The sequence below is a fragment of the Nonomuraea sp. NPDC050202 genome (genome assembly GCF_040656115.1).
Lineage (GTDB): Bacteria > Actinomycetota > Actinomycetes > Streptosporangiales > Streptosporangiaceae > Nonomuraea.
Genome location: NZ_JBFALF010000016.1, coordinates 204,114 through 227,032, shown reverse-complemented (window position 1 = coordinate 227,032; position 22,919 = coordinate 204,114). Strand labels below are relative to the sequence as shown.

At 71.0% G+C, this 22,919-nt stretch carries 17 protein-coding genes; 9 read left to right on the top strand and 8 right to left on the bottom strand.

Annotated elements, in window-relative coordinates; translation table 11 throughout:
* Nucleotides 1-44: 44 nt before the first annotated feature.
* From AB0I79_RS35050 to AB0I79_RS35040, 3 genes are read right to left on the bottom strand one after another with little or no spacing between them, the layout of a single operon-like run.
* The gene (locus AB0I79_RS35050) at nucleotides 45-1,454 is read right to left on the bottom strand and encodes a family 2B encapsulin nanocompartment shell protein (protein WP_357882537.1); all 1,410 of its coding nucleotides are present in this window, start codon (nucleotides 1,452-1,454) and stop codon (nucleotides 45-47) included.
* Nucleotides 1,455-1,484: 30 nt separating this feature from the next.
* A complete protein-coding gene (locus AB0I79_RS35045; RefSeq protein WP_357882534.1) occupies nucleotides 1,485-2,426 on the bottom strand; it encodes a 4-hydroxy-3-methylbut-2-enyl diphosphate reductase in 942 nt (313 codons plus the stop codon).
* A gap of 14 nt (nucleotides 2,427-2,440) precedes the next feature.
* Nucleotides 2,441-3,484, bottom strand: a complete 1,044-nt coding sequence (locus AB0I79_RS35040) for a polyprenyl synthetase family protein (RefSeq protein WP_357882531.1) — start codon at nucleotides 3,482-3,484, stop codon at nucleotides 2,441-2,443.
* A gap of 129 nt (nucleotides 3,485-3,613) precedes the next feature.
* On the opposite strand from AB0I79_RS35040, the gene AB0I79_RS35035 reads away from it, so the two are divergent.
* Nucleotides 3,614-5,371, top strand: coding sequence for a 1-deoxy-D-xylulose-5-phosphate synthase (locus AB0I79_RS35035; protein ID WP_357882528.1), 1,758 nt, complete (start codon nucleotides 3,614-3,616; stop codon nucleotides 5,369-5,371).
* Nucleotides 5,359-6,504, top strand: a complete 1,146-nt coding sequence (ispG, locus tag AB0I79_RS35030) for a flavodoxin-dependent (E)-4-hydroxy-3-methylbut-2-enyl-diphosphate synthase (RefSeq protein WP_357882525.1) — start codon at nucleotides 5,359-5,361, stop codon at nucleotides 6,502-6,504. The genes AB0I79_RS35035 and ispG overlap by 13 nt, the downstream gene beginning before the upstream one ends.
* A 62-nt stretch (nucleotides 6,505-6,566) precedes the next feature.
* Here the strand turns inward: ispG and AB0I79_RS35025 are convergent, their stop codons facing one another.
* On the bottom strand, nucleotides 6,567-7,925 hold the full coding sequence (locus AB0I79_RS35025; RefSeq protein WP_357882522.1) for a carbohydrate-binding protein: 1,359 nt from the start codon (nucleotides 7,923-7,925) through the stop codon (nucleotides 6,567-6,569).
* 75 nt (nucleotides 7,926-8,000) lie between these two features.
* Nucleotides 8,001-8,282 (bottom strand): hypothetical protein, encoded by a 282-nt coding sequence (locus AB0I79_RS35020; RefSeq protein WP_357882519.1) that lies wholly within the window; start codon nucleotides 8,280-8,282, stop codon nucleotides 8,001-8,003.
* A gap of 70 nt (nucleotides 8,283-8,352) precedes the next feature.
* On the opposite strand from AB0I79_RS35020, the gene AB0I79_RS35015 reads away from it, so the two are divergent.
* From AB0I79_RS35015 to AB0I79_RS34995, 5 genes are all read left to right on the top strand, one after another.
* On the top strand, nucleotides 8,353-9,534 hold the full coding sequence (locus tag AB0I79_RS35015; protein ID WP_357882517.1) for a zinc-dependent alcohol dehydrogenase: 1,182 nt from the start codon (nucleotides 8,353-8,355) through the stop codon (nucleotides 9,532-9,534).
* Nucleotides 9,535-9,586: 52 nt separating this feature from the next.
* A complete protein-coding gene (locus tag AB0I79_RS35010; RefSeq protein WP_357882514.1) occupies nucleotides 9,587-10,636 on the top strand; it encodes an NAD-dependent epimerase/dehydratase family protein in 1,050 nt (349 codons plus the stop codon).
* Between the two features lie 102 nt (nucleotides 10,637-10,738).
* A complete protein-coding gene (locus tag AB0I79_RS35005) occupies nucleotides 10,739-11,212 on the top strand; it encodes an ATP-binding protein (protein WP_357882511.1) in 474 nt (157 codons plus the stop codon).
* A gap of 44 nt (nucleotides 11,213-11,256) precedes the next feature.
* Nucleotides 11,257-12,156, top strand: a complete 900-nt coding sequence (gene folP / locus AB0I79_RS35000; RefSeq protein ID WP_357882508.1) for a dihydropteroate synthase — start codon at nucleotides 11,257-11,259, stop codon at nucleotides 12,154-12,156.
* Nucleotides 12,157-12,169: 13 nt separating this feature from the next.
* Nucleotides 12,170-12,568, top strand: a complete 399-nt coding sequence (locus AB0I79_RS34995) for a DUF1992 domain-containing protein (RefSeq protein ID WP_357882505.1) — start codon at nucleotides 12,170-12,172, stop codon at nucleotides 12,566-12,568.
* Nucleotides 12,569-12,693: 125 nt separating this feature from the next.
* On the opposite strand, the gene AB0I79_RS34990 is transcribed toward AB0I79_RS34995, so the two are convergent.
* Nucleotides 12,694-15,012, bottom strand: a complete 2,319-nt coding sequence (locus tag AB0I79_RS34990) for a glycoside hydrolase family 6 protein (RefSeq protein WP_357882502.1) — start codon at nucleotides 15,010-15,012, stop codon at nucleotides 12,694-12,696.
* Between the two features lie 357 nt (nucleotides 15,013-15,369).
* On the opposite strand from AB0I79_RS34990, the gene AB0I79_RS34985 reads away from it, so the two are divergent.
* Both AB0I79_RS34985 and AB0I79_RS34980 read left to right on the top strand, forming a co-directional pair.
* Nucleotides 15,370-18,264 carry a glycoside hydrolase family 48 protein gene (locus AB0I79_RS34985; RefSeq protein ID WP_357882499.1) on the top strand — a complete coding sequence of 965 codons (2,895 nt, stop codon included), beginning with the start codon at nucleotides 15,370-15,372 and terminating at the stop codon, nucleotides 18,262-18,264.
* Nucleotides 18,265-18,296: 32 nt separating this feature from the next.
* Complete coding sequence (locus AB0I79_RS34980) at nucleotides 18,297-21,050, top strand: glycoside hydrolase family 9 protein (protein ID WP_357882686.1); 2,754 nt, start codon at nucleotides 18,297-18,299, stop codon at nucleotides 21,048-21,050.
* A 275-nt stretch (nucleotides 21,051-21,325) separates the two neighbouring features.
* On the opposite strand, the gene AB0I79_RS34975 is transcribed toward AB0I79_RS34980, so the two are convergent.
* The gene (locus AB0I79_RS34975) at nucleotides 21,326-21,850 is read right to left on the bottom strand and encodes a hypothetical protein (protein WP_357882496.1); all 525 of its coding nucleotides are present in this window, start codon (nucleotides 21,848-21,850) and stop codon (nucleotides 21,326-21,328) included.
* Entirely contained in the window at nucleotides 21,847-22,908 is a 1,062-nt protein-coding gene (locus AB0I79_RS34970) for a lytic polysaccharide monooxygenase (protein ID WP_357882493.1), read from the bottom strand. The genes AB0I79_RS34975 and AB0I79_RS34970 overlap by 4 nt, the downstream gene beginning before the upstream one ends.
* Between the last annotated feature and the right edge of the window lie 11 nt (nucleotides 22,909-22,919).

Here is a 22,919-nt window from a genome sequence, read left to right as displayed (position 1 = left end):
TCACCACCGATCCATGGGGCCGGACGGACGAGAGCGGGGCCGGGTCAGCCGTTCCTGCCGAGCTCGACGTCCTCCAGCACGCCGAGCGCGTCCGGCACCAGGACGGCGGCCGAGTAGTAGGCGCTGACCAGGTAGGAGATGACGGCCCGCTCGTTGATGTTCATGAACCGGACCGACAGGCTGGGCTGGTACTCGTCGGGGATGCCGGTCTGGTGCAGGCCGACGACGCCCTGGTTCTCCTGTCCGGTCCGCATGAGCATGAACGACGTCGTGCGGGTGCCGCTGATCGGGATCTTGTTGCACGGGAAGATCGGCACGCCCCGCCAGGCCGGCACCCGGTGCCCGCCGACCTCGGTGGACTGCGGGTAGATGCCGCGCTTGCTGCACTCCCGCCCGAACGCGGCGATGGCCTGCGGGTGCGCCAGGAAGAACGAGGGTTCCTTCCACACCGTGGACAGCAGGTCGTCGAGGTCGTCGGGGGAGGGCGGGCCCGAGCGGGTGCGGATGCGCTGGCCGAAGTCGGCGTTGTGCAGCAGGCCGAACTCCTTGTTGTTGATCAGCTCGTGCTCCTGGCGCTCGCGCAGGGCCTCGACCGTGAGGCGGAGCTGCTGGTCGAGCTGGCTCATCGGCTGGTTGTACAGGTCGGAGACCCGGCTGTGCACGCGCAGCACGGTCTGGGCCACGCTCAGCTCGTACTCGCGCGGGGTCTGCTCGTAGTCCACGAACGTGCCGGGCAGCACGGCCTCGCCGACATGGCCGGACGACATGTTGATCGCGGCCTCGCCGTAGTCGTTCTGGTCGCGGTCGCCGCTGGTACGCCAGGCCTCGATGTGCTCACGCAGCGCCGGCGCCCGCTCGGCGACCTGCTCGAAGTCCGCCCTGGACAGCGTGAGCACGGTGGTGGCCGTCCTGGCCCGCGCGCTGTACTCGAACTGCCCGCCCTGGACCAGCGCCTGCTCGCCGAGGTAGTCGCCGTCGGCCAGCACGCCCAGGTTCTGGTCGTCCCCGTACGCGCCGCGCCCGATCTTGGCCACGCGGCCGTGGGCGATCAGCACGAGCTGGTCCACCTGGCCACCCTCGGAGACGATCTCCTCATCCGTCTCCACCTCACGCTGGGTGAAGCGGTCGGCCAGGGCTTCGAGCACCTCCATGTCGTCGAAGCCGCGCAACATCGGCAGCTCCGTCAGCTCGGCGGGGATCACCCGCACGTCGGCGCCTGTGGTGGTGAAGGTGATCCGGCCATCGCCCAGCGTGTACGTCAGCCGCCGGTTCACCCGGAACACACCGCCGGAGCACTGCACCCACGGCAGCAGTTTCAGCAGCCAGCGGGTGGTGATCTCCTGCATCTGCGGCGGAGTCTTGGTGGTCGTCGCGAGTTGCCTGGCGGCATCGGTGCTGAGGCTGAGCTGCCCGTTGCCGTTCTCAGGTGCGGTTGAGTGGGTCGGTTCGGTCATCGTGCTGCACCACCAATCTCGGTGTGGGCCCTAGCCCGGCTTGCGGTTGGAGCGGAGTTCGAGTGGAAGGGAGAAGGTCAGGGTCTCCTCGGTCACGGTCACCGGCTGCACGTCGGCGAAGCCGCGGGCGGCGAGCCAGTCCAGTAACTCGGTGACCAGCCCCTCCGGCACCGAGGCGCCGGAGCTCACGCCGACGGTCCGCACGCCGTCGAGCCAGCGCTCGTCGGCGTGCGCCGCCCGGTCGACCAGGTAGGCCGCGCCGGCGCCCGCGCCCAGCGCCACGTCCACCAGGCGCTGGGAGTTGGAGGAGTTGGCCGAGCCGACGACGATGACCAGCTCGCAGCGCGGCGCGATCCTGGTGATCGCCACCTGGCGGTTCTGGCTGGCGTAACAGATGTCGTCGCTCGGCGGGTCGACCAGGTCGGGGTGGCGTTCGCGCAGCTTCTCGACGGCCTGCAGGGTCTCGTCCACGGCCAGCGTGGTCTGCGACAGCCAGCTCAGCCGCCTGGAGCCGTCGGTCCGCAGGTCGCCGGGGGCGGCCGGGTCCATGACGTGGATGCGCTCGGGGGCCTCGCCGAGCGTGCCCTCGACCTCCTCGTGCTCGGCGTGGCCGATGAGCACGATCTCGTAGCCCGCCTCGGCCATCCGCACGGCCTCCTTGTGGACCTTCGTCACCAGCGGGCAGGTGGCGTCGATGGTCCGCAGCCCGCGCCGCGCCGCCTCCTGCTTCACCGCGGGCGAGACGCCGTGGGCGGAGAAGACGACCAGCGCGCCGTCGGGGACCTCGTCGAGCTCGTCGACGAAGACCGCGCCGCGGCGGCTCAGGTCGTCGACCACGAACGTGTTGTGGACGATCTGCTTGCGCACGTAGACGGGGGATCCGAAGCGCTTGAGCGCCTCCTCCACCGTGATGATCGCGCGTTCGACGCCCGCGCAGTAGCCGCGCGGAGCCGCCAGTAGTACCTGTCCCATGGTGAAGACGCCCCTCACTTGGTGCGGTGCGCGAGCTGGTCGGCCATCGCGGCCAGCACCGTGGCGGCCTCGGGCTTGATCTGGGCCCCGGCCAGGGCGGCCATGGCCTCGCGCACACGTTCTTCGATCATTTCCTCGACCCGGGCCAGCGCCCCGGTGTCAGTGAGGATCCGGCGCACCTCGGCGGCGCGCTCCTCGGTCAGCTCCGGGTTGCCGTGCCAGGTCCTCAGGTGGCCGAGCTGGGCGGGGGTGGCGTTCTGCACGGCGTAGGCGTACATCACGGTCTGCTTGCCCTCGCGCAGGTCGTCGAGCGCCGACTTGCCGGTCTCCGACGACGAGCCGAACGTGCCCAGCACGTCGTCACGGAGCTGGAACGCCTCACCCAGCGGCACCCCGAAGCCGGAGTACGCGTCCAGCAGCTCCGGCGGGGCACCGGCCAGCGCGCCGCCGATCTGCAGCGGCCGCTCGACGGTGTACTTGGCGCTCTTGTAGCGGATGACCGTCAGCGCCTCGGCCTCGGTCGCGCCCGAGCGGAGCTGGGCCAGGACGTCGAGGTACTGGCCGCTGATGACCTCGGTGCGCATGGCGTCGAACAGGTGGTGGGCGGCACGCAGCCGTGCCGCCTCCACCCCGCACGACGACAGCAGCGCGTCCGACCAGGCCAGGCTGAGCGTGCCCAGCAGGATGCCGCCCGCCCGCCCGAACGCCTCCGCGCCCGGCCCCTGGTGCAGGTCCGTCAGACTCCTGTGCACGGTGGCCTGCCCGCGGCGGAGCTGGCTGCCGTCCATGATGTCGTCGTGGATGAGCAGGCCGGCGTGGCACAGCTCCAGCGCGGCGGCGGCGCTGATGATCTCCTCGCAGTCGTCGCCGCCGGCGCCGCGCCAGCCCCAGTAACACAGCTGCGGGCGCACGCGCTTGCCGCCGCCGAGGATGAAGTCGGCCAGCAGTCCGTACGCGGCCTCGACGCCCGGGTCGGAAACGGGGTTCCGCCAGGCGTCGAGGAAGCCGCTCAGCCGCCGGTCGATGCGTGCGCCAAGGGAGGGCTGAGTGAAGCTCACCGGCATACGCGCGGCTCCTTCTGTCCGTCGGTCACTACCGCTAGTTACTCATCGAATACGCAGCGTGTAAAGTGTCTTTTGCGGCTCAAGCTTTCTTTTGCCACAGCAGTCCCACCTTCTGGGGAAGTCATGAAGACCCTGCTGCCCTACGTCTCCACCCCCGATGACCTGCGGTCCCTGCCCGCCGAGCTGCTTCCCGGGCTGGCCCGCGAGATCCGCGACTTCCTGATCGACAAGGTGAGCGCCAGAGGCGGTCACCTCGGCTCCAACCTCGGCATCGTGGAGATCACGATCGCGCTGCACCGGGTGTTCGAGTCGCCCGACGACGTGATCGTGTTCGACACGGGCCACCAGACCTACGTCCACAAGATCCTCACCGGCCGCCGCGACGGCTTCGACACCCTGCGCTGCCGGGGCGGCCTGAGCGGCTACCCCAGCAGGCAGGAGTCCCCCCACGACCACCTGGCCAGCTCCCACGCCTCCACCGCGCTGGCCTACGCCGACGGCATGGCCAAGGCGCGCCGGATCACCGGCGGCGACGCGCGGGCCGCCAGGTCGGTGGTCGCGGTGGTCGGCGACGGCGCGCTCACCGGCGGCGTCGCCTGGGAGGCGCTCAACAACCTGGGCGCGGCCCGGCACCGGCCGGTCATCGTCGTGCTCAACGACAACGGCCGCTCCTACGCCCCCACGGTCGGCGGCTGCGCCGGCCACCTCGGCCGGCTGCGCGCTGCCCCCGGCGTCACCGTCTTCGAGAACCTCGGCCTGCGCTACCTCGGCCCCGTGGACGGGCACGACATCGAGGCGCTGGAGCAGGTCATGCGGACGGCCCGCGAGCTGCGCGCGCCGGTGGTGATCCACTGCCTGACCCGCAAGGGGCTCGGCTACCAGCCCGCCGAGCAGGATCTCGACGAGCACCTGCACGCGATCCCGGTCACCGACCCGGCGACCGGGCGGCCGCTGTCGCCGCGCACCAGCACCTGGACGCACGCCTTCGCCCGCCACCTGTGCGCGCTCGGCGAGCGGCGCCGCGACCTGGTCGCCATCACCGCGGCCATGCCGGGCCCGACGGGGCTGGCCGAGTTCGGCCGGCGCTTCCCCGAGCGCATGTTCGACGTCGGCATCGCCGAGCAGCACGCGCTGGCCTCGGCGGCCGGCCTGGCCATGAGCGGCCTGCACCCGGTGGTCGCCGTCTACGCCACCTTTCTCAACCGCGCCATCGACCAGGTGCTGATGGATGTCGCGCTGCACCGGCTGCCCGTCACGCTGGTGCTCGACCGGGCCGGGATCACCGGCCCCGACGGGCCCAGCCACCACGGCATGTGGGACCTGGCGGCGCTGGCCATGGTGCCCGGCATGCGGGTGGCCGCGCCGCGTGACGCGGTGCGGCTGTCGGAGCTGCTGGAGGAGGCGGTGGAGCACGACGGCCCCACGGCGCTGCGCTTCCCCAAGGCCGCGGCGGGCCCGGAGATCCCGCCCGCGGGCAGCGTCGGCGACGTCGACGTGCTCTCCTCCACCGGCCAGGACGTGCTGCTGGTGGCCATCGGCCCGATGGCCGGGCCGTGCCTGAGCGCCGCCGCCATGTTGTCGGCCGCCGGCCTCGGCGTGACCGTGGTCGACCCGCGCTGGGTCATCCCGGTCTCCACCGATCTGCGCAAGGCGCTGTGCGGCAGCCGGCTGGTCGTCACGGTCGAGGACGGCATCGCCGCCTCGGGGGCCGGTGCGCTGGTGCGGCAGGTCTGCGTGCCGGGCCAGCACGTGCTCAACCTGGGCCTGCCGTGCGAGTTCATCGGCCAGGGCAGCCGCTCGGAGCTGCTCGCCGAGGCCGGGCTGACCGGCCAGGGCATCGCGTACGCCATCAGAAAGGAGCTGAACAGATGGCCGCTGTAGATCTGGGCCTGCCGTCCGTCCGCCGGCCCCGGCGGGTCTCCCGCCAGGTGAGAGTGGGGGACGTGCCGGTCGGCGGAGACGCCCCCGTCTCCGTGCAGTCGATGACCACGACGGTCACGGCCGACGTCGACGCCACGCTGCAGCAGATCGCCGAGCTGACCGCGGCCGGCTGCCAGATCGTCCGGGTGGCGGTGCCGTCGCAGGACGACGCCGACGCGCTCCCCGACATCGCGCGCAGATCGCAGATCCCCGTCATCGCCGACATCCACTTCCAGCCCAAGTACGTCTTCGCCGCGATCGACGCCGGGTGCGCGGGGGTGCGGGTCAACCCCGGCAACATCAAGAGATTCGACGACAAGGTGGGCGAGATCGCCAGGGCGGCGGCCGGCAGCGGCGTGCCGATCAGGATCGGGGTCAACGCCGGCTCGCTCGACCCGCGGCTGCTGGCCAGGCACGGCAGGGCCACGCCCGAGGCGCTGGTGGAGTCGGCGCTGTGGGAGTGCTCGCTCTTCGAGGAGCACGGGTTCCGCGATCTCAAGATCTCGGTCAAGCACCACGACCCGCAGGTGATGGTGGCCGCCTACCGGCTGCTGGCCGCGCGCTGCGACTACCCGCTGCACCTCGGCGTGACCGAGGCGGGGCCGCTCATGCAGGGCACGGTCAAGTCGGCGGTGGCCTTCGGGGTGCTGCTCGACGAGGGGATCGGCGACACGATCAGGGTGTCGCTGTCCGCGCCTCCCGTGGAGGAGGTCAAGGTCGGCATCGGGATCCTGGAGTCGCTGGGCCTGCGGGAGCGGCGGCTGGAGATCGTCTCCTGCCCGTCGTGCGGGCGGGCCCAGGTGGACGTCTACACGCTGACCGACCGGGTGACGGCCGCGCTCGACGGGTTCCCGCATCCGCTGCGGGTGGCCGTCATGGGCTGCGTGGTCAACGGGCCAGGCGAGGCCCGCGAGGCGGACCTGGGCGTGGCCTCGGGCAACGGCAAGGGCCAGATCTTCGTCAAGGGTGAGGTGGTCAAGACGGTGCCCGAGTCGCGGATCGTGGAGACGCTGGTCGAGGAGGCCATGCGCCTGGCCCGGGAGCGGGAGGCCCAGGCCGGGGAGGGGGCTCCCCAGCCTGGGGGCTCTGCCTAGACACCTTGTTCAAGCGTGCTGCCCAGGCGCCCTGTTCGAGCCGCGCCGCCTGGACTCGCCGCCTAGACCCGCTGCCAGAGAGCGGGCACGTTCGGCGGTTCCCAGCCGGGCTGCGAGGTGTGGCCCTGCAGGCACCGGTACGTCGCCCCGCCGTAGGTGACGGTGGCGCCGGCCGCGTACGCCGTGCCGGGCGCCCACGTGCCGCCCGGGTTCGTCGGCGTGACGGTCGGCGAGGGGCCGCCGCCCTGGGTGGCCAGGGTCAGGCCGTACGTGGAGAGGATCTCGTTGACCGGCTGGAAGTACGTCGTCCCGCCCGAGCCGCAGTTGCCCGAGCCGCCCGAGGTCACGCCCTGGGCCTGGTCACCGGAGATGAACGAGCCGCCCGAGTCGCCGGGCTCGGCGCAGACGCTGGTCCTGGTGACGCCGCTGACCGTGCCCTGCGGGTAGGTGACGCTGGTGTTGAGCTGCTGCACCGAGCCGCAGCGCCACTGGGTGGTCGAGCCGGAGCGGCAGATCGACGAGCCGGGCTGGGCCACGGTCGAGCCGCGGACCGGCAGGATGCCGGCGCTGTAGCCGTTCACCACGCCGGTCGGGGTCCACTGGGTGTTGACCTCGACCCAGGCGTAGTCGTTGCCGGGGAAGGAGGAGCCGCGGAACGTGCCCTGCGCCACCCGGTTGGAGCCCGTGGTGGTGGCGCCCGTGCTGCCGCAGTGTCCCGCCGTCACGAAGCCGCCCTGCGAGCCGGCCCGCGTCACCGAGAACCCGACCGAGCAGCGCGAGCCCGAGCCGATGTAGTAGGCGTCGCCGCCGCGCACGTCGTAGTAGGGCCGCGGCTGCTCCTGCGAGGGCACCACGCGCACGGCCGAGACGTCGGCGCCGCTGGTCCGGATCCAGGCGGTGGCCTTGGCGGGGGTGGAGGTCAGGACGATCACGGCGTTCTCGACGACGTCCACGTACCAGACGGGCGCGGTTCTCGGGGCCGTGGCCGAGGCCTGGTCGAGGGCGGCCTTGGTCCGGTCGAGGTGGCCGAGCGAGCGGGTGACCACGCGGGCCTCGACGCCGGCGGCCGTGATGGCGGCCGCCTTCGACGGGTCGGTGGTGGCGGCGACCGGGGTGGCGGTGGGGCCGGTCACCCAGGTGCCGGCGTACGCGGGGCCGAGCAGGGCCCGGAGCCTGGGCTCGATCCCGGCCGCGGCGGCCTCGTTGAGCAGCCGCTGCTCGGCCTGCTCGCCGGTGACGCCGAGGTCGCGGGCGAGCGCGTCCACCAGGCCGGGAGGGGGATCGGCAGTGACGGACGCGCTCGCCCTGGCCGCGGCGAACAGGGAGTCGTCCTGCCGCGCGGCGTACGCGACGGCGGGGACGACGATCAGGGTGACGGCCGCCAGCGCGATGCCGGCCGTCAGGGTCTTCCTGGGGAGCATGGTGACTCTCCTCGTACTGGGGGGTGCCGTCACCGTACGGGACCCGACACGAGGAGTGGTCGTGTCAAATAACACCTATCGCGGTGTTATGGCGGATCGCTCCTGCTCAGGCAGCTGCTCGTCGGCGAACTCGAACGTCATGCCGTGGCTGCTGGTCACGGTGATCACCCGCCGTCCGAGCATCGTGCTCACCCGGCCGGCCACCTCCTGGAAGTTGCGCTGGCTGCCTGGAGTGTCGAGGGCGGACAGGCGCACCGAGCCCTTTTCGAGCAGTTCCCTGGCGAGCCAGTCGGTCATCGCCGGGAGGAATCTGGCCATCTCGTCGGGGGTGAGCGGGGTGGGCTCTCTGCGTTCCATGCGGCGCAGTCTAGGGCGGTGGCCGGTGCTCGGAACCGTTTGGAGAGCTATGTGGGGGTATGCGGCATTTATGAAAGCAGTCACCTGGCACGGCAAACGGGACGTACGGGTCGAGGAGGTTCCCGACCCGGTCATCAAGGAAGCCAACGACGCCATCATCAGGGTGACCAGCACCGGCATCTGCGGCTCCGACCTGCACCTGTACGAGGTGCTCGGCCCCTTCATGGCCGAGGGCGACATCCTGGGGCACGAGCCCATGGGCGTCGTCGAGGAGGTCGGGGCCGGCGTCGAGAACCTCAAGCGCGGCGACCGCGTGGTGATCCCCTTCAACATCGCGTGCGGCCACTGCCACATGTGCGGGATGGAGCTCTACGCGCAGTGCGAGACCACCCAGGTCCGCGAGCGGGGCATGGGCGCCGCCCTGTTCGGCTACACCAAGCTCTACGGGCAGGTGCCCGGCGGGCAGGCCGAGTACCTGCGGGTGCCCGAGGCGCAGTTCGGGCCGATCAGGGTCCCCGACGGGCCGCCGGACGAGCGGTTCCTCTACCTGTCCGACGTGCTGCCCACCTCCTGGCAGGCCGTCGCGTACGCGGAGATCCCCGACGGCGGCAGCGTGACCGTCTTCGGGCTCGGCCCCATCGGCCAGATGTGCGCCCGCATCGCCCGCCACCTCGGCCACCGCGTGATCGGCGTGGACGGCATCACCACCCGCCTGGAGATGGCCCGCCGCCACGGCATCGAGGTCGTCGACGCCAGCGAGGTGCACGACGTGCCCGAGGAGATCCGGCAGCGCACCTCAGGGCGCGGCACCGACTCCGTCATCGACGCCGTCGGCATGGAGGCCCACGGCTCGCCCGCCGCCAAGCTCGCCCAGACGCTGACCGGGCTGCTGCCCGACGCCATGGCCGCGCCGCTCATGGCGAACGCCGGCGTGGACCGGCTGGCGGCGCTGAACCAGGCCATCGACTGCGTCCGGCGCGGCGGCGTCATCTCGATCATCGGCGTGTACGGCGGCATGACCGACCCCATGCCCATGTTGCGCATGTTCGACAAGGGCATCACGCTGCGCATGGGGCAGGCCCACGTCAAGCGGTGGATCCCGATGCTGATGCCGCTGGTGACCGACGACGCCGACCCGCTCGGCGTCATGGACCTGACCACCCACCGGATGCCGCTGGAGCAGGCGCCGCAGGCGTACGAGATGTTCCAGAAGAAGGCCGACGGCGCCGTGAAGGTCATGCTCCAGCCCTGAAGCCCGCAGCTCACAGGGTTTCGCGGCCTGAGAGCGGGGCAGCGGAGCACGCATGAGAGTCGTGGTGGTGGGAGCAACCGGGAACGTCGGCACCAGCGTGGTGCGCGCGCTGGCCGCGGACGGCGGCGTGACGTCGATCGTCGGGGTCGCCCGCCGGTTGCCCGGATGGCGGATCGACCGCACCGACTGGCGTCAGGCCGACGTCGCGTCCGCCGACCTGACGCGGATCTTCGACGGCGCCGACGCGGTGGTGCACCTGGCGTGGCTGTTCCAGCCGACCAGGGACCCCGCCACCACCTGGCGGGCGAACGTCCTCGGCAGCATGCGCGTCTTCCGCGCCGCCGCCGAGGCCGGGGTGCCCGCGCTGGTGCACGCCTCGTCCGTGGGGGCGTACTCACCGGGGCCCAAGGACCGGCCCGTGGACGAGAGCTGGCCCACGCACGGCTGGCCCGGCGCCGCCTACGGGCGGGAGAAGGCCTACGTCGAGCGGGTGCTCGACGTCTTCGAGCACGACCACCCGAACATCCGCGTGGTGCGCATGCGGCCCGGCTTCGTCTTTCAGCGGGCCGCGGCCACCGAGCAGCGCAGGCTGTTCGCCGGGCCGTTCCTGCCGCGGCGGCTCATCAAGGCCGGGCGGATCCCGTTCGTGCCGGACATCCCCGGGTTGCGGCTGCAGGCGCTGCACGCCGAGGACGCGGCGCAGGCGTACCGGCTGGCCGTGGTCAAACCCGTACGGGGCGCGTTCAACATCGCCGCCGAGCCCGTGCTCGACGCGCACGACCTGGCCAGGCTGCTGGACACGCGCACGGTGCGGGTCCCGCGTGGCCTGGCCACCGCGGCCGTGGCCGCGGGCTGGCACCTCAGGCTCATCCCCGCCGCGCCGGGGCTGCTGGAGCTGGCCCTGCGGGTTCCGGTCATGAAGACGGAGCGGGCCCGCGAGGTGCTCGGCTGGCAGCCGCGGCACTCCTCGGAGGAGGCCATGCGGGAGCTGTTCGAGGGGTTGCACGACGGTGCGGGCATGGAGACCGCGCCGCTGGCGCCCGACGCCGGTCCCGTCGGCCGGGTACGCGAGCTGGCGACGGGGATCGGCGGACGTCCGTAAACGGATGACCGTGTGTAAGTTCCGCCGGCCGGGGAAGGTGAATGACCACGCGAGGTCCTGAAGCGTGGCCTGCGTGTCGAGTCGGACGACACGGAGGAGCGCATGCGTACCTTGATCGCCCAGACGTTCACCCTTCAAGACGTGAGCAAGCTGCGTCACGTCGTCGCCGAGCACGCCGAGACCTGCGGGCTGCACGGGCCGCGGCTGGACGACTTCGTGCTCGCCGTCCACGAGAGCGTGGTCAACGCCGTCGAGCACGCGGGTGGGTGGGGACGGTTCAAGCTCTACACCGTCGACGGCGTCATCTGCTCCGAGACGAGTGACCGGGGGGCGGGCATCCCCGAGTCGTACGTCAACGGGGGCAAGCGACCGTCCGACTCGTCGTACACGGGGCGGGGCATCTACCTCATCCGCAGGCTGTGCGACGCCGCCGACTTCCGCACCGGGCCCAGCGGCACGACCGTCCTGCTCACCATGCGGTTACCGCGCCCGGCCGGCCTGAACGCCCGCAGCCGCATGCGGCGCATCAGGGTCACCGCGCCCGGCGGGCGCCCGTTCGGCCGCTTCACCGCCTGACCTGCGCCTGACCTGCGCCTGAGCCTGCCAGGTAGGCTCAAGGGGTGAGCGGCGAGAAGCTTTCCCCCGAGATCATCTCACCCGTCCGGCGCATCGGGCGGCGCGAGTTCGATTTCGAACGCCAGGTCGCCATCATGGCCATCGTCAACCGGACACCCAACTCCTTCCACGACCAGGGGCGCACCTTCGAGCTCGACAGCGCCGTCGCGGCGGCCACGAAGGCCGTGGACGAGGGGGCCGACTGGGTCGACATCGGCGGCTTCGCCTTCAGCGCCGCCCAGGCGCGGATCGGGGTGGCCGAGGAGATCGACCGGGTGGTCCCGGTCATCGCCAGGGTCAGGGCCGCCACCGACGCCGTGATCTCGGTGGACACCCACCGGCCCGAGGTGGCGGCGGCCGCCGTCGAGGCCGGCGCCGACGTCATCAACGACACCAACGGGCTGCGCGAGCCCGGCATGGCCGAGGTCGCGGCCGGGACCGGCGCCTGCGTCGTGGTCACCCACAGCCTCGGCGGGCCGGGGCGGCGGGTCTTCCGGCCCAGCTACGCCGACGTGGTCTGCGAGGTGGCCGACTTCCTGCGCGAGCGGGTGTCGGCCGCGCTGAAGGCCGGGATCGCCCCCGACAGGATCATCATCGATCCGGGGCACGACCTGAACAAGAACACCTTCCACTCCCTGGAGCTGACGCGGCGGCTGGAGGAGATCACCGCCATCGGCCATCCGACGCTGGTCGCGCTGTCCAACAAGGACTTCATCGGGGAGACGCTCGACCGGCCCCAGGGCGAGCGGAAGGAGGGGACGATCGCGGCCAATGTGGTCTCCATCCTCAAGGGGGCCCGCATCCTGCGCGTGCACGACGTGGCGGCCACCGTCGCGTCCGTCCGCATGACCGAGGCCGTGCTGGGGTGGCGCGGTCCCGCCGCCCCGAGCCACAACCTGGCATGAGGAGGATCCGTACGTGACCGATCGCAAGCCCCTCGGGATGCCCTTCGAGAGCTGGATCGACCGGCAGATCAGGGAGGCGGAGGAGCGAGGGGAGTTCGAGGACCTGCCGGGGAAGGGCAAGCCGCTGCCAGGTGAGGGGCGGCCCCTCGACGAGATGTGGTGGATCAAGCAGAAGATCGAGAGCGAAGGGCTGTCGATGCCGCTGCCGCCGACGCTGGCGTTGCGCAAGGACGCCGAGGAGGCGCTGCGCCAGGCGCGGGGGGCGCGGTCGGAGGCAGAGGCGAGGCGGATCGTCGAGAAGATCAACGAGCGGATCCGGGACGCCATCCGCACGGGGCTCTCCGGGCCGCCGCTCGACCTGGTGCCCTTCGACGTGGACCGGATCGTGTCGGAGTGGCGGCAGCCGCGGTGAGCACGGGAAAGGGGCCCGGGCGCGAAGCCCGGGCCCCTTCCGGTAACTGAGGGACCCGGGTCAGGCGGGTCCCTCGGGCCGGTCGGGGGCCCGGGTCAGGCGGGTCCCCGGCCGGCCGGGTCCATTCAGTTGATGGGCGGGTAGGCGTTGGCCAGCAGCTCGCGGAACTGGGCGGAGAACCACTGGCCCGAGAGCGGCGCGTCGGCCTTGGCGCCGGACATGTTGTTGCCGTTGAGGCTGTTGCCCGTGTACGTCGGGTCGCACATCCGGTCGAACTTCTTGCCCTCGTCGTTCGGGATGTCCCGGCTGGCGCCGTCGGACTCGCCCGGAGGCTTGATCCAGACGTAGGCGTCGAAGCCGGCGGCGGGGCTGGCGGTCGGGCGGGTGCCCATGCCGGCGCCGCTCTGGTTGCACCAGTTGCCGGCGTGGATGCGGCGGTCGACGCGCGACTGGTTGACGAAGTCGTCCACGGTGGTCGCGGTGCTCGGGCCGCTCGGGCGGGCGCTGCCGCCCCAGCCGTTGCGCGAGGTGTCGATCAGCATGCCGAGCCCCGACCGGAAGCCCTTGGCGATGAGCGCGTTGCGCAGCGCGGTGGCGAAGGTCTGCTCGTCGACGTAGTAGTTCCAGTCGACCCACTTGGACTGCCTGACCGTGGTGTTGTTCGGCCCCACCGTCGTGTTGATGGTGAAGTGCGGCTCGGTCGTGGCGGAGTAGTTGGCGGTGTTGACGATGAAGCCGTCCACGCTGTCCACCCCGGCGGTGGTGCCGGCGACGGTCTCGTGGAAGAGGTTCACGGACGGCTGGAAGTTCGAGTCCCAGCCCAGCCACGCGTGGTGGGCGGCGTCGATGTAGGTGTAGACGTTCGGGATGGCGTGGAGCTGGTTGAGCGCGTACCGGACGCCGTCGCGGTAGCCGCCGGGGCCGTTGGCCTCGCGGCACTTCTCGAAGGAGTTGAGGTTGGTGACGAGGTTCGGCAGCGAGTCGGGCTCGATGATCGTGACGATGCGCAGGTTGGCGTACGCGGAGTCGCGCATGATGGCCGCGATCGGGTCGATGTACTCGCTCTTGTAGCGGTTGAACCCGTCCTGGGCGATGAGCAGCTCGCCGTTGGAGGCCAGCGCCGAGCAGTCGCGGTTGGGCAGGTTGTAGATGACGACCTGGATGGTCAGCGGCGCGGAGCCGTTGGCGGCGTCCTGCCTGACGGCCTCGTCGAGGTGGGCGCGCAGGCCCATGGCGTTGGCGTTGCCGGCGATGGCGGCGATGCGGTCCATCCACACGGCGGTGGAGGTGTTGGCGACCGCCGAACCGCCGGGCTCGGCCGCGGCCTTGGCGCTCCAGTTCGGGTTCACGTAGCCGGTGGCGCCGGCGTACGGGTTCTCGACGTGGGTGGGGTTGGGGCCGCCGTCGTCGTCGGCCTCGGTGGCGGTGACCGTGCGCGAGGTCAGGCCGGTGGAGGCGACGGTGAAGGTGCGGCTGCCGTTCGTCGTGTCGGTGTCCTGCGCGGCGGCCAGGGTGACCGTCTGCGGGGTGTTCCAGTTCGACGTGCTGAAGGTCAGCGAGGCGCCGGAGCTGACGGTGATGTTGCTGTCGCCGCTGCCCGCCGTCGTGGTGACGGTCACGCTGGAGCTGGGCTGGGCGGCCAGGCGCGCGGTGAACGTGCCGGTCGAGCCCTCGGGGACGGTGACCGAGGTCGGCGTCACGACGATCGACTGCTCGACCGTGGCGTCGTCGTCCACCTCGGTGGCGTTGACGGTGACTCCGGTGACGCCGGTGCCGCCGACGCTGAAGGCGGCGCTGCCTGCGGTGGTGTCGGCGTCCTGGGCCGCGGCCAGGGTGACCGTCTGCGGGGTGTTCCAGTTGCTCGGCGTGAAGGTGAGCGAGCCGCCCGAGGTGACGGTCAGGTCCGTGTCACCGCTGGTACGGGCGGTGGTGACGGTGACGTTCGAGCTCGGCGCGGAGGAGAGCCTGGCCGTGAACGTGGCCGTGCCGCCCTCGCCGACCGCCACCGCGCTGGAGGAGGTGACGACCGTCGGGGTGGTCGGGCCCGTGCCGCCGCAGGTGGTGTTGTTGACGCTGAACGACGTCGGGTTCGGGTTGGTGCCCGTCCAGGTGCCGTTGAAGCCGACGGAGACGGACGCGCCGGTGGCCAGGCTGCCGTTGTACGGCATGCTGGTCCCGGTCACGGTCGTGCCGGACTGGCTCCAGTTCGCGCCCCAGCCGGTGGGGGTGTACTTCTGGCCGGTGGTCGGGTAGTCGAAGGCCAGCGACCACGAGGTCAACGGGTCGCCGGTGTTCTTCAACGTGATGCTCGCGGTGAATCCGCCCTGACCAGGGCTGCTCGTCCACGAGTTGGCTGTGTAGGTCACGTCGCAGGCGACGGCGGCGTTAGCGGCCGAGGTCTGGCCGACGACGAGCCCTAAGGCCGCGACACTCGCGGCGGTCATGGTCACGGCCCATTTGCGGAGGCCGCGGTGGAGTCTCACGAGCGATCATCTCCAGTGCTAGATGGCTGGGAGCGCTCCCATGGTGTGCCGTGGCCGGGGCTGTGTAAATCGGCCCCCCTCCGGCAAGGTGTCCACCGCCCCGCATGCTCGTTGAATGCCCCGGAACGGGGATGAAACTTTCATCCCGGGCAGCCTGGTGAGAGGAAACACGGGGGTTACCGCGACGCCATTCCGTTGACATACGCCGGAGGGCACCCACAATCCACTTTGGGAGCGCTCCCACACCCCTACTCCCATGGAGACCTCGTGAAGTACAGACCTCCCATCCTTTTGACCCGCTTATCGAAACGCCTCGCCGTGGCCACGACCCTTGTCCTCGTGGCGGGTGTGACCTCGGCGGTCACGGCCGCGCCCGCCCAGGCGGCCGTGGCGTGCGACGTGACGTACGCGGCCAACCAGTGGACAAGCGGCCAGGGCCAGGGCGGCTTCACCGCCAGCATCACGCTGAAGAACACCGGCGACCCCATCACGTCGTGGTCGCTGGCCTTCGACTACCCGACCACCGGCCAGAAGTACACCCCCACCGGCTGGGGCGCGAACTGGAGCCAGTCCGGCACCCGCGTGACCGGCACCAACATGCCGTGGAACGGCAGCCTGGCCACCGGCGCCTCCACCAACATCGGCTTCAACGGCACCTGGACGGGCAGCAACCCCAACCCGACCTCGTTCAGCGTGAACGGCGTCACCTGCGGCGGCACCGGCAGCGCGCCCACCGTGTCGCTGACCTCGCCGACCGCCGGCCAGACGTTCACCGCCCCGGCCACCGTGCCGATCTCGGCGAACGCCGCCGACGCCGACGGCACCGTGGCGAAGGTCGACTTCTACCAGGGCTCCACGCTGCTGGGCACCGACACCTCCTCGCCGTACAGCTACAACTGGCAGAACGTGGCGGCCGGCAGCTACTCGATCACCGCCAGGGCGACCGACAACGCCGGCCTGGTCACCACCTCCGCCCCGGCCGGGATCACGGTCTCCCCGGACACGGGCCCGGCGCTCGTGGTGAGCCCGACGACTGTGTCCGTGCCCGAGACGGGCACCGCGACCTTCGGCGTGAAGCTGTCGCAGGCCCCGTCGGCGAACGTGACCGTCTCCGCCGCCCGCGCCAGCGGTGACGCGGACCTCACGGTCGCCACGCCCGCGTCGAGGACGTTCACGCCGTCCAACTGGAACACCGAGCAGACCTTCACGCTCGGCGCGGCCGACGACGCCGACACGACCGCCGGATCGGCCGTCATCCGGGTCAGCGCCACCGGCTACACCCCCGTGGACGTCACCGCCAACGAGGCGGACGACGACGTCGGCGGCGACAACGTCTACGTCCAGCGCTTCGTCGAGCTCTACAACGAGATCCACGACCCGGCCAACGGCTACTTCTCACCCGAGGGCGTGCCGTACCACTCGATCGAGACCTTCATGGTCGAGGCGCCGGACCACGGGCACGAGACCACGTCCGAGGCCTACAGCTACTACCTGTGGCTGGAGGCGGCGTACGGCCGGGTGACCGGCGACTGGTCGAAGTTCAACACCGCGTGGGCCTCGATGGAGAAGTACATCATCCCGGCCACCGCCGACCAGCCGACGAACTCCTTCTACAACGCCTCGAAGCCGGCGACGTACGCGCCCGAGCACAACACGATCAGCAACTACCCGTCGCAGCTGGACTCCGGCGTCAGCGTCGGCACCGACCCGATCGCGAGCGAGCTGCAGTCCGCGTACGGCACCCGCGACATCTACGGCATGCACTGGCTGCTGGACGTCGACAACACCTACGGCTTCGGCCGCTGCGGCGACGGCACGACCAGGCCCGCCTACATCAACACCTACCAGCGCGGCCCGGAGGAGTCGGTCTTCGAGACGATCCCGCAGCCGTCCTGCGACACCTTCGCCCACGGCGGACCCAACGGCTACCTGGACCTGTTCACCAAGGACGCCTCGTACGCCAAGCAGTGGAAGTACACCAACGCCCCCGACGCCGACGCCCGCGCCGTCCAGGCCGCCTACTGGGCGCTGACCTGGGCCAAGGAGCAGAACAAGGCCGGGGACATCTCCGCCACCGTGGCCAAGGCCGCCAAGATGGGCGACTACCTGCGCTACGCGATGTACGACAAGTACTTCAAGCAGCCCGGGTGCACCAGCCCGTCGTGCCCGGCGGGCACCGGCAAGAACGCCTCGAACTACTTGCTGAGCTGGTACTACGCCTGGGGCGGCGCGACCGACTCCAACGCCGGTTGGGCCTGGCGCATCGGCTCCAGCCACAACCACTCCGGCTACCAGAACCCGTTCGCGGCCTGGGCGCTGTCCAACGTGACCGAGCTCAAGCCGAAGAGCTCCACCGGCGCGACCGACTGGAGCACCAGCCTGACCCGCCAGCTGCAGTTCTACACCTGGCTGCAGTCGGCCGAGGGCGCCATCGCCGGTGGCGCCACCAACAGCTGGAACGGCAGCTACAGCGCGCCGCCGGCCGGCCTGCCGAAGTTCCACGGCATGGCCTACGACTGGCAGCCGGTCTACCACGACCCGCCGTCGAACCAGTGGTTCGGCTTCCAGGCGTGGACCATGGACCGGGTGGCGCAGCTCTACTACGCCACCGGCAACGCCGACGCCAAGGCCCTGCTGGACAAGTGGGTGGCGTGGGCGCTGGACAACACCACGATCAACGCCGACGGCAGCTACCAGATCCCCTCCACCCTGCGGTGGACGGGCCAGCCCGCGGGCAACTTCAGCGCCACCACGGGCATGCCGCCGGCCAACCCCGGCCTGCACGTGACCGTCGTGGACCACACGCAGGACGTGGGCGTCGCCGGCGCGTACGCCAAGGTGCTGATGTACTACGCGGCCAAAGCCAACCACGCCGAGGCGCGCGACACGGCCAAGGCGCTGCTCGACGGCATCTGGGACAACCGTGACGCCGAGGGCGTCTCGGTGCCGGAGACCAAGACCGACTACCAGCGGGTGGACGACCCGGTCTACGTGCCGCCGGGCTGGACCGGCGAGATGCCCAACGGCGACCCGATCAACTCGAACTCCACGTTCCTGTCGATCAGGTCGTTCTACGAGGACGACCCGGACTGGCCGAGGGTCCAGGCGTTCCTGAACGGCACCGGCCCCGCGCCGGTCTTCAACTACCACCGGTTCTGGGCGCAGGTGGACGTCGCCGTCGCCCTGGCCGAGTACGGGCGGCTCTTCCCGTGATCCGAAAGGCAGCTCTGATCGCTGCGGCGTCGCTGGTCCTGCCCCTCTCCGCAGGGGTGGGGCCGGCGGCCTCCGCCGCCGGCGCCGCCGCGCCCGCCTTCGCGTACGGCGAGGCGCTGCAGAAGTCGCTGTGGTTCTACGAGGCCCAGCAGTCGGGCGCGCTGCCCGACTGGAACCGCGTCTCCTGGCGCGGCGACTCGGGCATGAACGACGGCGAGGACGTGGGCGTGGACCTCACGGGCGGCTGGTACGACGCGGGCGACCACGTCAAGTTCGGCTTCCCGATGGCGTTCTCCGCCACGATGCTGGCCTGGGGCGCGGTGGAGTACCGCGACGCGTACGCGGGCTCCGGCCAGCTCACCCACCTGCTCAACAACCTCAAGTTCGTCAACGACTACTTCATCAAGGCCCACCCGTCGCCGAACGTGCTCTACGGGCAGGTCGGCAACGGCGGCACGGACCACGCCTGGTGGGGCCCGGCCGAGGCGATGGCGATGAACCGGCCGGCGTACAAGATCGACGCCTCGTGCGGCGGGTCGGACCTGGCGGGCGAGACGGCGGCGGCGATGGCGGCCTCCTCGATCGTCTTCCGCCCGACGAACCCGTCGTACGCCGACACGCTGGTGACGCACGCCAAGCAGCTCTACTCCTTCGCCGACACCGTCAGGAAGAAGTACAGCGAGTGCATTACCGACGCCTCCAGCTTCTACAACTCCTGGAGCGGCTTCAACGACGAGCTGGTGTGGGGCGCGATCTGGCTCTACCGGGCCACGAACGACGCCTCCTACCTGGCCAAGGCCGAGAGCGGCTACGCCAACCTGGGCACCGAACCGCAGAGCACCACCAAGTCGTACAAGTGGACGATCGCCTGGGACGACAAGTCGTACGGCGCGTACGTGCTGCTGCACAAGCTGACCGGCAAGCAGCAGTACCTGGACGACGCCAACCGCTGGCTCGACTTCTGGACGGTCGGCGTGAACGGCCAGAAGGTGGCGTACTCGCCGGGCGGCCAGGCCGTCCTGGACCGGTGGGGCTCGCTGCGCTACGCGGCCAACACCGCGTTCGCGGCGCTCGTGCACAGCGACACGATCACCGACGCCACGCGTAAGACCCGCTACCACGACTTCGCGGTACGGCAGATCAACTACGCGCTCGGCGACAACCCGCGCAACTCCTCCTACGTGGTCGGCTTCGGCGCGAACCCGCCGAAGAACCCGCACCACCGCACGGCGCACGGCTCGTGGACCGACCAGATCACCAACCCCGAGCAGACCCGCCACACCCTGTACGGCGCGCTCGTCGGCGGCCCGCCGAGCCCCGACGACGCCTACACCGACAAGCGCGACGACTACGTCATGAACGAGGTCGCCACCGACTACAACGCCGGCTTCACCAGCGCGCTGGCCCGCCTGTACAAGGAGTACGGCGGCGCGCCGGCGGCGAACTTCCCGGTGGCGGAGACCCCGGACGGGCCCGAGATCTTCGTCGAGGCGGGCGTGAACGCCTCGGGGAGCACCTTCACCGAGATCAAGGCGCTGGTCCGCAACCAGTCGGCCTGGCCCGCCAGGGTCCTGTCCGACGGCTCCTTCCGCTACTACTTCACCCTCGACGGCTCGACGACCGCCTCGCAGATCAGCGTGTCGTCGGCCTACACGCAGTGCAAGGCACCGACGCTGCACCAGGCGAGCGGCAGCACGTACTACGTGTCGATCGACTGCTCGGGCCAGGACATCGCGCCCGCCGGGCAGTCACAGCACCGCAGGGAGGTGCAGTTCAGGATCAGCAGCTCGGGGACCTGGGACCCGGCCAACGACTGGTCCTACCAGGGCATCCCGACCACGCCCGGCACGACGCCGGCGCGTACGGACAACATCACCCTCTACAGCGGCGCCACCAAGATCTGGGGTGAGCCGCCAGGGCCGGTGGAAGAGGACACGACCGCGCCCAGCAAGCCGGGCAAGCCCGCCGTCTCGGCGGTCACGGGCTCCTCGGCCAGGCTGAGCTGGACCGCTTCCACCGACAACGTCGGCGTGACCGGCTATGACGTCTACCTGGGGTCCACGAAGGTAGGCACGGCCACCACGGCGTCGTTCGACCTGAGCGGGCTCACCCCTGCCACGGACTACACCGCCCACGTGGTGGCGAAGGACGCGGCAGGCAACACCTCGGCGCAGTCCGACAGCACGGCGTTCACCACCTCGGACACGGTGGACGGGACGCCGCCCAGCAAGCCGGGCAAGCCCTCGGTGTCCGGGATCACCGCCACGGGCGCGCAGGTGAGCTGGGCGGCGTCCACGGACAACGTCGGCGTGAGCGGCTATGACGTCTACCTGGGGTCCACCAAGGCAGGCACGGCCGGCACGACGTCGTTCGGGCTGAGCGGGCTGACGCCGGGCACCGCGTACACGGTGACCGTGGTGGCCAGGGACGCGGCGGGCAACAGCTCGGCCGCCTCCGACGGCACCGGGTTCACCACCACCGACGCGCCGGCCGGCGGGTGCACGGCCACCTACAAGGTGGTCAACTCGTGGGGCGGCTCGTACCAGGCAGAGGTGACGGTGAAGAACGCCGGCACGTCCGCGACCCGCGCGTGGACGGTCGCCTGGAGCTCCCAGAGCTCGATCACCCAGCTCTGGGGCGGCAAGCACACCGTGTCCGGCGGGACGGTGACGGTCGGGAACGAGGCGTGGAACGGCGCGCTCGCGCCGAACGCGACCACCACGTTCGGCTTCATCGCCAACGGCACGTCCGCCACTCCGGACCCGATCACCTGCACCCCGGCCTGACCCACGATCCCGCCCCCGCCGCAGCCGCGGCGGGGGCGGTTCCACCTGAACCCCAAGACCCACAGGTGCGTATGAGGAGGTGAGGCCCTAACCCATCTGATCCCTGCCCGAAAACCATCCCCGCCCGGATGGGACGGACGCGGCCGACACCTCTGCTTCGGCCGCGTCCGTTTTCGTGTGCCCGTGGGTTGGTGAATCCGTGGGTCCGGGGCCAGGGGTCCCAGGACCGGGGACCGGGACCGGGGGTCGGGGATCGGGGACCCGGGGCCGGGGTCCTATTTCGCTGCCGAGGAGGCCAGCGCGAACCGCTCGCGCGCGGCCTCGATCGCCGCGTCGTCCGAGAACTCCTCGAACGCCAGCGTGTGGTACCGCTCGGGGATGAGCTGCCTGACCCGGTCCGGATAGCCGGCCCCGGCCTTGGGCACCCGGACCTCCGGCGGGATGTCGATCTTCACGGCGATCGGGCCCGAGGCCCGTACGGAGGCCGCCCAGTCCGGGCTGTCCCCGGTGATCGCGCACATGTGGCGGGCGTAGACCCACCGCACCTCGACCAGCGAGGTGGCGTTCGGGGGCTCGGTGCCGAAGGGCTCCACGGCGCACACGACGCCGGATTCGAAGCTGTGGCCGTGGGCGTGGTGCTCGCCTGGCGAGGCCTGCTCGAGTATCAGGGTCACCTGGGCGGCGAGCTCGTCGTTGAGCGTCGATGACGGCTGCCTGGCAACGAAGAACGTCACCCCGGCCAGCACCACGCCGGCCAGGGTGACGATCGCCGCGATGAGCCCGCGACGGGTTTTGATCACGGGCTGGTACAGGTCAGGGTCGGGGCGGTGGCCGGGACCGAGCCGGTCGCGTTGAAGCCGAACGTGGCGGACGCGTTCGGCCCGAGCTGCCCGTTGTGGGTGGCGTTCTTGACCGTCACGTTGGGCGGCTGCCCGGCCAGCACGCCGTTCCACGGCGAGCCCTCGAAGCCCTCACCGTTGCTGTAGGTCCACTTGACCGTCCAGCCGTTGATCGAGCTGGTGCTGGTGTTCTTGACGGTCACCTCGCCCTGGAAGTGGCCGGCCCAGCCGGTGTTGGTGGCCTTCCACGTGGCCGTGCAGGCGCCCGTGGGGATCGGCTCGGTGGGCGTCACCGTGGGGGACGGGCCGGGGGTGCTGCCGCCGGGGCCCACCCCGGTCACCTGGCCGTTGCCGCCGTCGAAGACGACGTCGGAGCAGCTGTAGAAGTTCTCGTTGCTGTCCGAGCGGATCCAGTGGGTGAAGATGATGTGCCGGCCGCTCTTGCCGGACGGGAGCTGGGCGTTCCAGTAGTAGTAGTTGAGCCCGCCGGCGCCACCGGACTTGGGCGGGTTCGTGACGCTGCCGAACGGCTCCAGGTCGGACCACTTCAGCGGCCCGTTCGGGTTCCAGCCGTTCTTGGTGACGTAGTAGTTGAAGGACCCGGGGTGCTCGGCCCAGTTACTGTGCCGCATCTGGATGCTCGCCCCGGAGGTCAAGTGGGTCAGCGGCCAGTCGGACCGGACCGCGTTGTAGGCCGAGAAGTCGTAGGGCCCGCCGGTGCCGCCGCTGCAGATCTGCCCGTCGGGGATGAAGCCGGTGGTCCGGCCGGCGCCGTCGGAGCGCAGCACCGCGAACCAGTTGTACAGGGGGGTCGCGCCGCTCTGGTTGACCGCGGCGGCGCACGCTGGGTTGTAGGGGAGGATCTGGCCGTTGTCCCGCAGGCCGTCCTGCCAGCACAGGAACGTACGGCTGCCGGGGAACATCGACACGCCGTGGGCCTGCGCCTGGGTAGGCGCCATCAAGACAGAGGTGATCAGGACCAGGACGGCGGTGATCGCCGCCGACTTGAAGAACTTCATGGGGATTCCCT